The organism is Thiomicrorhabdus sp., assembly GCF_041583835.1.
In the GTDB taxonomy this organism is placed as follows: Bacteria; Pseudomonadota; Gammaproteobacteria; order Thiomicrospirales; family Thiomicrospiraceae; genus Thiomicrorhabdus.
The window spans coordinates 37,493-53,417 of sequence record NZ_JBFHFC010000009.1 but is presented as its reverse complement, the minus strand read 5'-3'; the positions used below and the strand labels follow the sequence as shown (position 1 = coordinate 53,417).

General features: G+C 45.8%; 14 protein-coding genes. 6 read left to right on the top strand and 8 right to left on the bottom strand.

Going from position 1 to position 15,925, the window contains the following annotated elements; translation table 11 throughout:
* The first annotated feature begins 223 nt into the window (after positions 1-223).
* A complete protein-coding gene (gene glnA, locus ABY044_RS06670) occupies positions 224-1,630 on the top strand; it encodes a type I glutamate--ammonia ligase (protein ID WP_373019446.1) in 1,407 nt (468 codons plus the stop codon).
* 192 nt (positions 1,631-1,822) lie between these two features.
* On the opposite strand, the gene glnE is transcribed toward glnA, so the two are convergent.
* Positions 1,823-4,567 carry a bifunctional [glutamate--ammonia ligase]-adenylyl-L-tyrosine phosphorylase/[glutamate--ammonia-ligase] adenylyltransferase gene (gene glnE, locus ABY044_RS06665; protein ID WP_373019445.1) on the bottom strand — a complete coding sequence of 915 codons (2,745 nt, stop codon included), beginning with the start codon at positions 4,565-4,567 and terminating at the stop codon, positions 1,823-1,825.
* 167 nt (positions 4,568-4,734) lie between these two features.
* Entirely contained in the window at positions 4,735-5,472 is a 738-nt protein-coding gene (locus ABY044_RS06660; RefSeq protein ID WP_373019480.1) for a hypothetical protein, read from the bottom strand.
* Between the two features lie 217 nt (positions 5,473-5,689).
* Between ABY044_RS06660 and ABY044_RS06655 the strand changes: the two genes are divergently transcribed.
* Together ABY044_RS06655 and ABY044_RS06650 are read left to right on the top strand one after the other, a co-directional pair.
* The gene (locus ABY044_RS06655; protein ID WP_373019444.1) at positions 5,690-6,028 is read left to right on the top strand and encodes a P-II family nitrogen regulator; all 339 of its coding nucleotides are present in this window, start codon (positions 5,690-5,692) and stop codon (positions 6,026-6,028) included.
* A 20-nt stretch (positions 6,029-6,048) separates the two neighbouring features.
* Positions 6,049-7,293 (top strand): ammonium transporter, encoded by a 1,245-nt coding sequence (locus ABY044_RS06650; protein ID WP_373019443.1) that lies wholly within the window; start codon positions 6,049-6,051, stop codon positions 7,291-7,293.
* 146 nt (positions 7,294-7,439) lie between these two features.
* On the opposite strand, the gene ABY044_RS06645 is transcribed toward ABY044_RS06650, so the two are convergent.
* Positions 7,440-7,868 (bottom strand): hypothetical protein, encoded by a 429-nt coding sequence (locus ABY044_RS06645; protein WP_373019442.1) that lies wholly within the window; start codon positions 7,866-7,868, stop codon positions 7,440-7,442.
* A gap of 75 nt (positions 7,869-7,943) precedes the next feature.
* On the opposite strand from ABY044_RS06645, the gene ABY044_RS06640 reads away from it, so the two are divergent.
* The 3 genes from ABY044_RS06640 to ABY044_RS06630 all read left to right on the top strand — a co-directional run bounded on the left by ABY044_RS06640 (position 7,944) and on the right by ABY044_RS06630 (position 12,359).
* Entirely contained in the window at positions 7,944-8,732 is a 789-nt protein-coding gene (locus tag ABY044_RS06640) for a flagellin (RefSeq protein WP_373019441.1), read from the top strand.
* 173 nt (positions 8,733-8,905) lie between these two features.
* Positions 8,906-11,677, top strand: a complete 2,772-nt coding sequence (locus tag ABY044_RS06635) for a valine--tRNA ligase (protein ID WP_373019440.1) — start codon at positions 8,906-8,908, stop codon at positions 11,675-11,677.
* Positions 11,655-12,359 (top strand): TIGR04211 family SH3 domain-containing protein, encoded by a 705-nt coding sequence (locus ABY044_RS06630; protein ID WP_373019438.1) that lies wholly within the window; start codon positions 11,655-11,657, stop codon positions 12,357-12,359. Before ABY044_RS06635 ends, ABY044_RS06630 begins: the two co-directional genes overlap by 23 nt.
* Before the next feature lie 78 nt (positions 12,360-12,437).
* Here the strand turns inward: ABY044_RS06630 and ABY044_RS06625 are convergent, their stop codons facing one another.
* The 5 genes from ABY044_RS06625 to rimM form a co-directional block, all read right to left on the bottom strand.
* The gene (locus ABY044_RS06625; RefSeq protein ID WP_373019436.1) at positions 12,438-13,151 is read right to left on the bottom strand and encodes a DsbC family protein; all 714 of its coding nucleotides are present in this window, start codon (positions 13,149-13,151) and stop codon (positions 12,438-12,440) included.
* Positions 13,152-13,223: 72 nt separating this feature from the next.
* Positions 13,224-14,141: a site-specific tyrosine recombinase XerD gene (xerD, locus tag ABY044_RS06620; RefSeq protein WP_373019434.1), complete on the bottom strand. Its 918-nt coding sequence runs from the start codon at positions 14,139-14,141 to the stop codon at positions 13,224-13,226.
* A 100-nt stretch (positions 14,142-14,241) separates the two neighbouring features.
* Positions 14,242-14,586, bottom strand: a complete 345-nt coding sequence (gene rplS / locus ABY044_RS06615) for a 50S ribosomal protein L19 (protein ID WP_373019432.1) — start codon at positions 14,584-14,586, stop codon at positions 14,242-14,244.
* 123 nt (positions 14,587-14,709) lie between these two features.
* Positions 14,710-15,390 (bottom strand): tRNA (guanosine(37)-N1)-methyltransferase TrmD, encoded by a 681-nt coding sequence (gene trmD / locus ABY044_RS06610; RefSeq protein WP_373019430.1) that lies wholly within the window; start codon positions 15,388-15,390, stop codon positions 14,710-14,712.
* On the bottom strand, positions 15,387-15,914 hold the full coding sequence (rimM, locus tag ABY044_RS06605) for a ribosome maturation factor RimM (protein WP_373019428.1): 528 nt from the start codon (positions 15,912-15,914) through the stop codon (positions 15,387-15,389). The genes trmD and rimM overlap by 4 nt, the downstream gene beginning before the upstream one ends.
* Between the last annotated feature and the right edge of the window lie 11 nt (positions 15,915-15,925).

Here is a 15,925-nt window from a genome sequence, read left to right as displayed (position 1 = left end):
TACGATTCACCTCTGACAATGCACCAAAACTTAACGTCAGCACCATAAAAGTTCAACTTTTGTGCACACTCAACCCAGGACGCACTACCGCCTACCCCACCAAAAACAAAGACCAATCAATGACTTGAAACAAATATAAAAAAGATTGGAAATTTGGCACGGTTCAAGCTAATATCTCTTACAAGTTTATTTTCATAAAACCATGCTAGAAAGGACATAAATAATGCCACAAGCAATCTTAGACTTAATCAAAGAGAATGACGTTAAATGGGTTGACCTACGCTTTACCGATACACACGGTAAAGAACAACACGTTACCATTCCATCCAACAAAGTAGACGAAGACTTCTTCACTGACGGTGAAACATTCGACGGTTCTTCTATCGCTGGCTGGAAAGGGATCAACGATTCAGACATGCTTCTGATGCCTCAAACTGACGGTTATTACATGGATCCGTTCACCAATGATCCAACTTTGATTATCCGTTGTATGATCGTTGAACCGGCAACAATGGAATCTTACGAAAAAGATCCTCGTGGTATCGCTAAAAAAGCGGAAGCTTACCTAAAATCGACTGGCATCGCAGATTCAGCTTTCTTCGGTCCTGAACCTGAATTCTTCATCTTCGACGACGTTCGTTGGGGTGCTGACATGTCTGGTTGTTTCGTAAAGATCGACGGTAACGAAGCGGCATGGAACACTGAAAAAGTTTATTCAGACGGTAACATGGGTCACCGCCCGAAAGTTAAAGGCGGTTATTTCCCGGTTCCTCCAGTTGACCAACTTCACGAAGTTCGTGCAGACATCTGCGCAATGGCTGAAGAGATGGGGCTTAAGCTTGAAGCTCATCACCACGAAGTTGCGGCCGGTGGTCAGTGTGAATTGGCAGTTGCCGGTAACACTCTAACTGCGAAAGCGGATGAAGTTCAAATCCTTAAGTACGCTGTTCACAACACGTGTCACGCGCTTGGTAAAACGGCTACTTTCATGCCTAAGCCAATCGTTGGTGATAACGGTTCTGGTATGCACATCAACATGTCTCTATCTAAAGATGGTAAAAACATCTTTGCCGGTGATGTTTACTCAGGTCTTTCTCAAGAAGCAATCTGGTACATCGGTGGTTTGATGAAGCATGCTCGCGCATTGAACGCTTTCACCAACCCTGGTACTAACTCTTATAAGCGTTTGGTTCCTGGCTTTGAAGCGCCTATCTTGCTAGCTTACTCTGGTAAGAACCGTTCAGCTTCTATCCGTATCCCTTATGCTCCATCTGAGCGTGCACGTCGTGTTGAGCTACGTTTCCCTGATCCAACAGCGAACCCATACCTAGCGTTTGCGGCTTCTATGATGGCAGGTCTTGACGGTATCCTTAACAAGATCGACCCAGGCGAGCCTGCAGAAAAAGATCTATACGACCTAGAACCGGAAGAAGAAGCAACCTACAACACTGTTTGTGCTTCTCTAGACGAAGCGCTTGAAGAACTTGATAAAGACCGTGAGTTCTTGAAGTTAGGTGGTGTATTCACTGATGAAGCGATCGATTCTTACATCGCTCTTAAGATGGAAGAAGTTACACGTTTCCGTGCAACAACTCACCCAATCGAGTTCGACATGTACTATTCTTCTTAATCAAGAAGCAATGGAACACAAAAAAGCCCGCTTTATGCGGGCTTTTTTTTATTGCTCTTATTAAATATATCTTATTAAACATAGATATATCGTCACCTCATTTCCGTCAAAACGTTGCTATCCTTTTAAACCTAACAACTAAGTCGAACAAGGACTAACTAAACCAGGATTTGACGATCATTCTGCTTACGATTAGCTCTCCATCAACTTCTGCCAAATAGATACTACCCTCTCCCTCTCCGACGGATAACAATCGACTTCGACAATCGCCTTATGATTTTGCAACGCAAGACGATGATATTTCGAACGATAAACCTTATAGGATTTAACTAAACTATCAACCTCTTCAACAGACAATAAACCGACACGCTCAATCGCCTCTAAAATTCGAATATTGTCCGTGTATTCAGAGAGCTCTGGATAATCGTGCGAAAATGCCAACACCAGGTACTGGACCATAAACTCGATATCGACAATACCGCCTCGCCCATGCTTCAAATCAAAAGCATCCCCATTCGACTTATCCAGTGAATCACGCATCTTCTGACGCATTTCAACCACGTCTTCTTTCACTTTTTGCGGGTCACGTTGTTTTTGCAAAAACATGTGTCGGAACTCATTGAAGGCATTTCGCGCATGCTCGTCACCGACAACCGGCCGCGCTCGGACGAAAGCCTGATGCTCCCAGTTCCATGCCTTATTTTCAATATAAGACTTGTATGCCTCAAGATCGGTCACCATCAAACCGGATGCACCGTTCGGTCTCAGACGGGTATCCACTTCATACAAAACTCCGGCCGGCATCAACGTCGTCATTAACGAAATCACTTTCTGCCCCATGCGCACGAAATACAACGAATTTTCCAAACTTCGACCGCGCTCGTTTACCGCCGTCGCACTGGGACTCACCCCCTCGTACAACATGACAATATCCAGATCCGAACCATAGCCAAGTTCGATACCACCGACTTTTCCATAGCCTAAAATCAAGAATGGATTACGCAGATAAGATTCATCCAAACCACCCGGCATGCCGTTTTTATCCTGCATATAACGCCAAGTAAAGGCCACAACCCCATTCAAAACCGCTTCCGCAATCCAAGTCAAGTAATCACTGACCTTCATAATCGGCACATTCCCGGTCACATCCGCAGCCGCCACTTTGAACACTTGCGCATGGCGCCATTGGCGGATCTGTTCCATGAAGCGCTCCTCGTCACTGCCAACCTCTTCCAATAAATGCTGAACTTCACGATTCAATTGCAGCAAATCCAAAGGCGCATAAAGGCTACGCTCATCCAACAACTGATCCATCAGCGCCGGGTACTTTGCCAACATATCCGCCATCCAAGGACTGATTTCGCACAACGAAACCAAATGCTTCAAAGCGATCGGATTTTCCTTCAACAGCACGAGATACACACTTCGCTGAACGACATTTTCGACCACCTTAAGCACACGAACAAACGTCTGTTCGATGTACCCCTGTTTCAGCAAAGCTTCAATTAACAGCGGCATAAATGCATTTAGGCGCTCTACACCGTCTTTACTCAAACGACCGACTGATCGACTCAACTTGAAATCGTTCAAATGCTTCAAAAACGAAGGGACGTCAGCTTCGGAAATTTCAACATCATGCAACCCCTCTACCGAAGTCGTATCACCCAACCAAAAATTGGTCAGTTCCCCGACTTCTTCACTTGCCGCTTCCTCAGCAAACACTTCGACAAATTGCGCCTGCACATAATCGCGATGTTGATTTAAAACATTCAAGAACCCGGTGTAATCTTCAAAACCCATTGAATTCGCCAACACCAACTGCTGTTGTTCGCTGACCGGCAACTCGTGTGTCTGTTGATCCATCCACTCCTGCAATCGGTTTTCGGCACGACGCAAGAAGATATAGGCCGTCATTAATCCATCGTAAACGTCTTGGTCAATAAATCCCAACGACAGCAACTGTTGCATCATCGGCATTAAAGAACGCCCCTGCAGGTTGCGGTCCCGTCCACCATGAACCAACTGAAATGCCTGCACGATAAATTCAATCTCGCGAATACCGCCCGGCCCTAGCTTAACGTTATCCTGCATGCCTTTTTTCTTAACTTCGGCCGAAATCATCTGCTTCAACTCTCGTAAGGATTCCATCGCGCTAAAATCGACGTAACGACGATAAACGAAAGGCCGCAAAATATTAAATAACTGCTGAGCCTCTTGCTTATCGCCCGCCATCGCTCTCGCCTTGACCAAAGCATAACGCTCCCAAGCCCGGCCGTGAATTTCGTAATAATGCTCGATTCCGGCAAAACTCGACGCCAAAGGACCCGCATCACCAAATGGTCGTAAACGCATATCGACCCGGTAAACAAACCCGTCTTCCGTCACCTCAACCAGCGATTTGTTCAGCGCCTGACCCAAACGTACAAAAAATTGATCATTTGAAATACTTTTTCTGGCTCCTTGAGTTTCGCCGGATTCGGGATAGACAAAAATCAGATCGACGTCCGAAGAAAAATTCAACTCCTGACCGCCAAGCTTGCCCATACCCAATACGATCATTTTTTGCGGCTTACCGGACTCGGAACCGATAGGCGTACCATAACGCTCGCAGAATTTCTCATAATGCCAATCCAAGGCCGCCGATACCAACGCATCCGCCAGATCGGAAACCTCACTTATCGTCTCCTGCAAATCGGCCAAACCGGTCAGATCACGGATAGCAATGCGTGCCATCACTTGGTTTCGCTGCTGGCGCAAATGGCGCTTCAAAACCACTTCATCTTCTGACTGCCTGACTAAAGCGTAGACTTTTTGATACAACTCACCCTCTGCCATACGCTCTTGCCAGTATTCAGACTCGAGCACCTGTGGATAACGTCGCCCGACCATTTCAACAAAACGACTCCACTCCACGGCATTTTGCAAGCTGTATTCCATACCTATTCCTTTCATCATTCACAGTAAACTTTTCAATCTAACATTATAAGTCGATTCGGATAATTGATTACTCTTTTATACAAGTCGAGTACGTAATTCAATCCAATGCAATCACAGACATTAGCCCCTCCCTCCTCAAAGGAAAACGGGCCGTATTTACGACACCATCAATCCAAACGATAGATATACAAGCGAGTTTGCCGTGCATCGGACAGCTCCCACACCTCACTTGGCTGAACGCCTGAAACTGCAAAACTATTACTGACAAAAACGGAACCCGGAGACATTTCGGCCCTAACCTTCTCCCACAACCTCGACATCGGTTCGCTCGACAAAAAAGCGTAAACTAAATCGTAATCTCCCAGATCCACTTTCCATAAATCCGTTGCGTAGACTTCACCACCGCGCAACCACGAATTAAGCTTGGCAATAACGAATGGAATCGGAGCGGTCTCGACACCGACAGCACGATCCACATTGACCTGCTGACTCATAAAAACAACATTACCGCCCAGACCGCATCCCAAATCTAAAAAACGTACATTTCGAGTTCGCTTAATCAGCACTTTAAGCGCTTCACGTGTTGTTGAATTCGTTAAATATAAAGGCACACGCTCTTTCCCGGCGTTTTTAAAAACCAACCACAATAATATAAAAGCAACCAACCCGACCCACGGTGGCACTTCCAACAACACGGCAGCATACAAACCTACCGGCATGAAAAACTGAATCCATCGCCACCAACAGGGCAAGCCCAATCGACACGTCAAACCCGCCGCCAAGAGACCCTGTGCAATGACAAGCCCCCACACTGGAGAGGGAGGCGACACGATATATTGAAGTCCGTACACCATAGCCGCCAACACAACCAAAGCCAACAACTGAATAGCCAGCGCCCTTATCACTTTAAGCAACTTACCTCACCCCACATTAACATGCACCAGATTTAACAGAACTCGCACCATTAAACAGCAACAATACGAACAAATCCCACTTACTCTTTAAAAAAACCAACGATTATAGGTATAACATAATGATTAAACAGAGTTTTATACACAGATGGCACGCATATTGTTATAACCAATCCGAAACATCTATATCAATCAAATCAGAGAGGTTAGTATGAAACTGGTTGTTGCAATTATCAAACCTTTTAAACTCGATGATGTACGTGAAGCATTGCACGAAGTTGACGTGCACGGCATGACCGTTACTGAGTCAAAAGGTTTTGGACGCCAAAAAGGGCATACCGAGATCTATCGCGGAGCTGAATACGCAATAGAATTTTTACCAAAACTACGCCTAGAAATCGCCGTGTCTGATGACAAGGTTGAGAGCGTTGTTGAAGCTATCGGCTCAGCAGCACGTACGGGCAAAATCGGAGACGGAAAAATCTTTGTTATGCCGATTGACCAAGCGATTCGTATTCGTACTGAAGAAACTGGCGATATCGCGCTTTAATTAACGAGAGGGAAATGATTATGGAACAAATTACTCATCTCAGCTATGCACTAGACACATTTTACTTTTTAATGTCTGGTGCCCTAGTCATGTGGATGGCCGCCGGTTTTGCCATGCTGGAAGCCGGTCTGGTACGTACAAAAAACACAACTGAAATCTTAGCTAAAAACGTTGGGCTTTTCGCTATCGCCTGTATCATGTACATGCTGGTTGGTTACAACATTATGTATGGCGACAGCATCAACTCTTACATCCCTGGTATCAGCTTCCTTCTAGGTGCTGACAACGCAGTTGCGGATGTTTTGGCTAGCAATGGCGACACTTATTACTCAGGTATGTCTGACTTCTTCTTCCAGGTCGTGTTCGTAGCAACTGCAATGTCTGTTGTTTCGGGTGCCGTGGCTGAACGTATGAAGTTAATGTCATTCTTCGTTTTCGCAATCGTTATGACCGGTTTCATCTACCCAGTAGAAGGTTTCTGGAAATGGGGTGGCGGTTTCCTTGACGGTCTTGGTTTCCTAGACTTCGCAGGTTCCGGTATCGTTCACATGACTGGTGCTGCTGCAGCCCTAGCCGGTGTAATGGTTCTTGGCGCTCGTAAAGGTAAATACGGCGAGAACGGTGAAGTACGTGCAATCCCTGGTGCTAACCTACCTCTAGCCGCTTTAGGTACTTTCATCCTATGGCTAGGTTGGTTCGGTTTCAACGGTGGTTCTGAGCTTAAAATCTCTAACATCGAAGAAGCGAACGCAGTTGCAATGATCTTCGTTAACACAAACATGGCTGCGGCTGGTGGTGTTATCGGTGCCATCATCATCTCTAAGATCCTATTCGGTAAAGTTGACCTAACTATGATCTTAAACGGTGCACTAGCAGGTTTGGTTTCAATCACTGCTGAACCACTAACTCCAACTCCTTTGGAAGCGACTCTAATCGGTCTTGTAGGTGGTATCATCGTAGTATTCACTATCCTAGCAATGGATAAGAAGTTCAAAATCGACGATCCAGTCGGTGCGATCTCCGTTCACGGTGTCGTAGGTATCTGGGGTCTGATCGCTGTAACGTTCACTAACGCAGATGCTTCTATCGGAGCTCAGCTAACAGGTACTGCAGTTATCTTTGCTTGGGTATTCATCACAAGTTTGATTACTTGGAGCATCATTAAAGCGGTAATGGGTGTTCGAGTAACTGAAGAACAAGAGTACGAGGGTGTTGACCAGTCTGAATGCGGAATGGAAGCTTACCCAGAGTTCGTTAAACGTTAATTGAACTCAACTCTAAAAATCTTAAACTACTCCTCTGTAATTTAAGTTTAGCCCCGATTTATCGGGGCTTTTTTTATTTAACAATCCTAAAAAATTAAACCTTACATTCCAACCAAGCTTAAGCAGACAACTCATTTAGCTAAACACTATAAATTTCTGAGTTTATATAACCATTTCAAAAACAGCATCTTCAAACTAGGCTTCACTTCAATCGGATGCCGGTACTTCAACAATACGGCTTTCTCATTCGGATTATATAAAGGATGGTTCACCCACCCCATCAAGTCCTCATAAGCAATTCCCGAATCCAGTGCGACCAACTGCCACGGATAATTCTGCTCTCCATACTCGGGAACCGGGCCGCTCGAATTAAAAGTTAACGGAATCTTCTGTTCGAGAATTACGGGCTTTGCTTTTCCCGACTCCATCCAAATTCGGACAACCTCTCCCTCTTCCAACAAAGTTCCATAGGGTAAAAACTGATAATTCGCATTCAAACTCATAACCGGATTATCCACCAACGGCGGCCCTTCCGGGAACTTAAATTGACAGTAACCCCCTGAACAACAAGACATTTTTCTTTCCTTTGACCTTTAAAAGGCGTACAATTTATTTTATATAACGACCATTTTAGTTTTAGGAGTTAGGTTATGGCAATCGAATCTTTTGGACCGATTCCCGCAAGCGCTTACACATCGAGCCTATCGTCTGTCAGCAGCATGGCATCAGGCAGCCAAATAAACCAGTCCAGCGATAACCCTGCCGGTCAAGCGGTCGTAAGTACATTAACTTCGCAAATCAACGCTCAAGACATGGCAAGCCGCAATGCCAATGACGGTATTTCCATGATACAAACAGCGGATGCCGGAAGCCAAGCGATCAACAACAGTCTGTTACGCATGAACGAACTGGCTATTCAAGCACAAAACGGCACATTAAATTCACAGCAGCGCAGCATGCTCAACCAAGAATTCCAACAGAATCTTGAAAATGTGAACAGTATCGCCAACAACACCAGCTTCAACGGCATCAATCTACTTAACGCCGATACATCCAGTGTCGACATTGCTATGACCGATTCCTCGAGCACGCTGAATTTTCCGAATATGACCATCGACTCACTCGGCCTGAGCGGATTGGACATTTCTAATCCAGCCAATGCCGGTCTTGCTCTCCAGGGGTTGAACTTGGCCAACGAACAAATGCTGAACAACCGTAGTCAATTCGGCGCTCAACAAAATGGCTTAACCTCTGCGGTTAACAATATGAGCAATCAGAACTTGAATGCACTCAGTACCCGCAGTCAAATTAGCGACACCGATTTTGCCAGAGCTATTGCCGAACAGGTTCGTCAAAGCATTCTTAACGAAAGCACGGTAATGATGCAGGCACAAAACAATCAATCCCGCGGAAATGTATTACAACTTCTAGGTAGTTAATGTGCGTTAAACATACGCACAAAAATTAATCCTTCTTCCTCCTAGAAGCATTAACCGGTCATCATTTGACCGGTTTTTTTTGTCTTTTTTTAAAATATTCTTCCAACATCAAACAACCACCGCTGCTCTTTGCTATAATTTTGGGCTTATTACTATATAAAATTAAGAGACCGATGGAAAAGCATTTCGACCCCAATACAATTGAAACAAAGTGGTATCAAACCTGGGAAAATAAAGGCTATTTCAAGCCGAAATATGACGAATCAACGCCCTATTCAATTATGATTCCGCCGCCGAATGTCACCGGTAGCTTACATATGGGACACGCTTTCCAAGATACCATCATGGACACCCTCATTCGCTACAACCGAATGCAAGGCCACGATACGCTTTGGCAACCGGGCACCGACCACGCCGGTATTGCTACTCAAATGGTTGTAGAGCGCCAACTTGCGGCCAAAGGACTTAGTCGCCACGATGTCGGACGCGAAGCTTTCATTGATAAAATCTGGGAATGGAAAGAAGAATCCGGAGGTACTATCACCAAACAGCTACGTCGTCTAGGTGCCTCTCCAGACTGGTCTCGAGAACGATTCACTATGGACGAAGGACTTTCCAATGCCGTTAAGGAAGTCTTCGTTCAACTTTACGAAGAAAATTTAATCTACCGCGGTAAACGTTTGGTTAACTGGGATCCTGTATTACATACGGCCGTATCGGACTTGGAAGTTATTTCCGAAGAAGAGCAAGGTAACCTATGGCACATGCGCTACCCGTTAAGCGACGGTTCCGGCCACTTGGTCGTAGCAACCACACGTCCGGAAACCATGCTCGGTGACCAGGCAGTCGCCGTCCATCCAGACGACGAACGTTATAAGCACCTGATTGGCAAAACCATCACCCTACCGTTGGTCGGAAGAGAAATCCCGATCATCGCCGACGATTACGTCGATCTTGAATTCGGAACCGGTTGCGTCAAGATTACGCCTGCCCATGATTTCAATGACTATGAGATGGGTAAACGCCACAATCTTCCAATGCTAAACATCTTTACGATTGACGCCGCCATTAACGAAGAAGCCCCGGAAAAATATCAAGGTCTTGATCGTTATGAAGCACGTAAGCAAATCGTAGCGGATCTTGAAGAACTCGGATTGATGGAAGACATCAAACCACACACCTTGATGGTTCCGCGTGGCGACCGCTCGCATGCAGTTATCGAACCTTTATTGACGGATCAATGGTATGTTGCGGTTGAAGAACTGGCGAAACCGGCTATCGATGCCGTTAAAAACGGCGACATCGAATTCGTACCGAAGAACTGGGAAAACACCTATTTTGAATGGATGAACAACATCCAAGATTGGTGTATCTCGCGCCAAATCTGGTGGGGACATCGTATCCCTGCGTGGTACGACAACAACGGAAAAGTTTACGTCGGTCGCTCCGAAGAAGAAGTTCGTACAAAACACAACTTGGCTGCGGACATTGAATTAAAGCAGGATGAAGACGTTCTGGATACATGGTTCAGTTCCGCCCTATGGACGTTCTCAACCCTAGGCTGGCCTGAAAAAACCCCGGAATTGGAAAAATTCCATCCGACTTCGGTTCTAGTCACCGGTTTCGACATCATCTTCTTCTGGGTCGCTCGCATGATCATGATGACCTTGAAATTCACCGGTGAAGTACCTTTCAAACAGGTTTACGTTCACGGCTTGGTACGTGACGGCGAAGGGCAAAAAATGTCCAAATCGAAAGGTAACGTTCTTGACCCGATCGATCTGATCGACGGTATCGAACTGGAAGACCTGGTTGCCAAACGCACCTACGGAATGATGCAGCCGGAGAAAGCGGCAAAAATCGAAAAAGCGACCCGCAAGCAATTTGCCGACGGTATTCCCGCATACGGAACCGATGCGATGCGCTTCACGTTCGCCTCTCTGGCTTCTACCGGTCGCGATATCCGCTTCGATCTAAACCGTGCCGAAGGTTATCGTAACTTCTGTAACAAACTGTGGAACGCAACGCGTTACGTTCTGATGAACACCGAAGGTTACGACACCGGTGTTGACGAAAACGCAGCATGCGAATTCTCGTTGGCTGATCGTTGGATTACTTCTCGCCTACAGGAAGTGGAAGCCGAGGTCGCCAAGCATTTCGAAAGCTATCGTTTTGACCTTGCCGCCAACACGCTATACGAATTCACTTGGAACGAGTATTGCGACTGGTACCTTGAACTTTCAAAACCGATCCTAAATAACGCAGAAAGTTCCGAAGCGGCTAAACGCGGAACCCGTAAAACTCTGGTACGAGTTCTGGAAGCCATGCTTCGCTTGCTACATCCGATCATCCCTTTCATCACCGAAGAAGCCTGGCAGGCGGTTGCACCTTTAGCTGGAAGACAAGGTGAAACCATCATGCTTGAACCTTATCCTCAAGCCGATGAAAGCAAAATCGACACAGGGGCGGTAGCAGAGCTTGAATGGGTCAAACAATTTGTAATCGGTGTGCGTAAAATCCGCTCTGAAATGGATATCGCACCAAGCAAGGCATTGCCTGTTCTATTAGCAGGACTCAATGAAAATGACCAAACCTGGTTAAACAACAACCAGATGTTCTTACAAAGTCTGGCTAAGCTTGAAAGTATTACCGTCCTAGAGAACGAAGCGGATGCACCGGAATCAGCCGTCAGCCTGGTTGGCGAAATGAAAGTTCTGATCCCAATGGCCGGCCTAATCGATAAAACCGCCGAACTCGCTCGTTTAGACAAGGAAATCAACAAGCTTGAAGGCGAAATCAAACGCTTAAGCGGCAAGTTGAGCAACGAAGGCTTTGTCGCTAAAGCACCGGAAGCGGTCGTGGCCAACGAGCGCCAAAAGCTTAGCGATTACGAAACAGCACTGAAAAATTTAAAGGTTCAATATGAAAAGATCCAGCAGCTTTAAATCATTTGCCTTAATCCCGGCCCTTCTACTCGGCGCAGGAACAGCGGCTATTCCTAATTCGGTCATGGCTGAGCCAACCACCGGCAGCGCACGTTATATAACCGATTCGTTTGAAGTGCCTATGCGTACCGGTGCGAGTCATAAACACCGTATTACACGCATGCTGCCATCCGGCACCGCCGTCAAGCTGCTTGAAGTAGATGAATCCGGATGGGCTAAAATCGAATACAAAGGTTCTACCGGCTGGATGCCTTCAAACATGCTGGAAAACCAACCGATTGCAAAAGACAGACTGGAAGTTCAGATTAAAAAGACCACCGCTGTCGAATCGAAATATAACGACTTAAAGCAAGAATTAACCACGTTACAGACGCGTTATGACGAAACCAGCAACGAGCTAAAGACCGTTAAACAAGAAAAGTTCGAGGTCACTCAAGAATTAAACCGCCTGAAAGATATTTCAAGCAATGCGGTTCAACTTGACCAACAGAACCAAGAAATGAAAGCCCGCCTTTCTCGATTGGAAGATGAAAACGCCATCATGCGTGAACAAATCGACCAATCGGAAGACGCCATTAAACGTCAATGGTTCCTGACCGGCGGAGGTGTACTTTTGCTAGGTCTATTACTAGGCCGATTCTTCAGAGTACCTAAGAAACGTCAGAAATGGGGCGAATTCTAATCCCTTTTCAATGCCATAAAAAAAGCCCTCTTAAAAGAGGGCTTTTTTATTTTCGGCAGAACAACCCGAACCGGATTATTAACGCGATAGAATCTGAATCAATTCCTTGGCCGGCACATAACCCGGAATCAAACTGCCATCATCTAAAATAATATTAGGCGTACCATTTACACCAAAATATTGTGCTTTCTGAAGGTGATCGGCAATCGGATTTTTACAGGTTGCATTTGCCACAGGCTTTCCTTGCATTGCCTCATCCATCGCTTTCGCAGGATTTTCGGAACACCAAACGGATACCGCTTTATAGTATGAAGGAGAACCGAAGCCGGAACGTGGATAAGCCAAGTAACGCACCGTAATCCCCGCTTCATTCAAAGCAGCGACTTCTTTGTGCAGTTTATGACAATACGGGCAATCAATATCGGTAAATACGGTCACGAAATGCTTCTGATCGCCTTTGGCCGGATACACAATCATTGAATCCGTAGGGATTTTTTCCACCGCCAGTTTTCTAGCGGCCGATTTTGCTTGATCCGTCAAATTTTCGCGTGTTTCAAGATTGATCAAGCTACCGTTAAAGGCATATTTACCATCAGCCGTCATATAGATGACCATAGGCCCGACAGACACTTCATACAAACCCGGCACGACACTCTGTTTAATATTCGCCTCCGGTGCATTAGGAACAATCTTCTTCAACTGGTCCTGGATGACCTGTTTATCATCAGCGAAAGCCGTATCCGCCATTAAAGAGATGCTTAACAGCATCGCCATACTTTTTAACAAATTCATTTATACAATTCTCATATCTGACTTAATTAGGTTGACGCACTATAACACACTCAGACCAATTGACAATATGGACTAACCGCGTGGATGGTGCTGTTGATGTATTCGGTGCAGGCGCTCTTTAGCGACGTGGGTATAGATTTGTGTTGTTGACAGGTCGCTATGCCCCAATAACAATTGAACCGTCCTCAGATCGGCTCCGTGATTGATCAGATGCGTCGCAAAGGCATGGCGCAGACTATGCGGAGAAAGCTTTCCCTGAATACCGGCATCAAACGCAAGATTCTTTACCCTATGCCATAACGTCTGTCGTGTCATCGGACGGCCGATACGCGATACAAACAAAGTATTGACCCACTTCTGCTTCACTAATTGCGGGCGGGCGGACTGTAAATAACGCTCGATCCACTCAATCGCCACTTCGCCAATCGGAACAATCCGCTCTTTACTCCCCTTACCCGTGACTTGAACCAATCCAGCCGACAAATTCAACTGCTCAAAAGGCAACTCGACCACTTCGGAAACCCGTAAGCCAGATGCATACATCAATTCCAAAATTGCACGGTCGCGCAAGCCTAAAGGGGTTGTCGTATCCGGCCGATTCAACAGGTCTTCAACCTGGTTCTCGTTCATGACGCTCGGAATACTTCTCGGAATCTTCGGTGACTTCAATAACGCGGTCGGATCGGCCTGAAAGTGGCCGTAAACCACTCCCCATTGATAAAAACGCTTTAACGTCGACAATAGGCGAGCATTACTTTTTTCTTTACGTCCTTGAGCCTGCAGATGCAACAAAAAAGCCTCGACCTGCACCTTTGTGGCGTCAACCACCGACAAATCTTCATGACTCTCTTTCCACCAAGCCTGATAAATTTGCAAATCTTTTTTATAAGCTGCAATCGTATTAGGACTCAACCCTTCGGAAAGGGTAAGGAAGTTTAAAAAGTCTTTAAAGACGGTAAGCAATTCAAATGAAAATTCTTTAGTACGCATAGATAAGAGTATACCAGCACGAAAAATATAATCGCTTCATCCAGAAACAAAAAACGCCCAATAAAGGGCGTTTTTAATCTCAGTCGCAATTGAAAAAGAATTAAACTTTTTCTTTGATACGAGCTGCTTTACCAGATAGGTCTCGTAGATAGTAAAGCTTGGCACGACGAACAGCACCACGACGCTTAACTTCAATGCTATCAACTAACGGGCTGTAAGTTTGGAAAGTACGCTCAACACCAACACCGTGTGAGATCTTACGCACGATGAAGTTAGAGTTGATACCGCGGTTTTTCTTCGCGATTACAACACCTTCATAAGCCTGAAGACGTTCGTTTTTACCTTCAATAACTTTAACTTTAACAATCACTGTGTCACCAGGAGCAAATGTAGGGATTTCCTTAGTCATTTGTTCCGCTTCAATACGCTTGATGATATCGCTCATCTTTAAGCTCTCCGATTTTTTGTTTGGCCTTTCTCTTTAAACCAAACCCGAAAATGCGACCTTAGCCCATTTTCTCTTGCATTCATCCAACATTCGCTAGGCCAGCTAGCCAGAGGTTGAACCCTAATTGTTTAACAAGTCAGGCCGCCGCTTCTGCGTACGATCCAACTTTTGTTCCTGTCTCCAGGCATCGATTTTAGCGTGATTGCCTTCCAACAACACACTGGGAACCGCCATTCCATCCACCACTTCAGGGCGAGTGTAATGCGGACAATCCAGTAGACCGTCGGAAAACGAATCCTGTTCGGCGGATTGGTTATGGCCGAGTGCACCGGGAATTAAACGAATGATGGCATCCATCAACATCATCGCCGGCAACTCTCCGCCGCTCACCACAAAATCGCCAATACTGATTTCCTCGTCCACTTCGGAAACCAGCAATCGTTCGTCGATCCCTTCATAACGACCACATAATAAAGTGATCTGATCAAATTGAACCAACTCGGCAACTTTTTCTTGAGTTAACGGTTGACCTTGGGGCGACAAATACACCACATGAGTCTTAACCGCACTCTCCGCCTTAATGGCGCTGATGGTATCTTTAAGTGGCTGATACATCATCACCATCCCTGGGCCACCGCCGTAAGGGCGATCATCCACAGTCTTATGTTTATCAGTCGTAAACTGACGTGGATTCCAGGTTTTTAAATCATACAATTCAGATTGCAGTGCTCGACGACTCACCCCCGATTCCGTCAATGCACTAAACATTTCCGGGAATAAGGTAATCACATCAAATCTCACTGTTCCGCTTCCACTTCCCAGTCAACAACAATCTTTTTGTTTTCAATGTCCACCGAACGAATGAACTCATCCATAACAAACGGAATCAATTCATTATGCGGACCTTCAACTCGTAGCACATCGTGCGCACCGGTTTCCACCAAGTCGCTAACCTTGCCTAAAAGTAAACCCGATTCGGTAAAGACTTCGCATCCGATCAGGTCGATCCAGTACATCTCCTCACTTGGATTAACCAATTGAGAACGTTCGATTGCGATTTCACACCCCATATACTCTCGGGCGACATCGCGATCCGGAACATTTTCCAGTAAAGCGACCAAAGCTTTTCCGCCCTGCTGCACTTTACTGTCTAAAACTTTAACCTGCTTCCACTCGCCTTTACAGCGAAGCCACCATGGCGAGTAAGACAGGATATTGGCTCTCGGGTCGGTGTGGGAAAAAATCTTCACCCAACCCTGAACGCCAAAAATACCACTGATTTGGCCAACAATTACTTTCTCGTCAGCTTGACTACCGTCAGACATAAATTATCGGC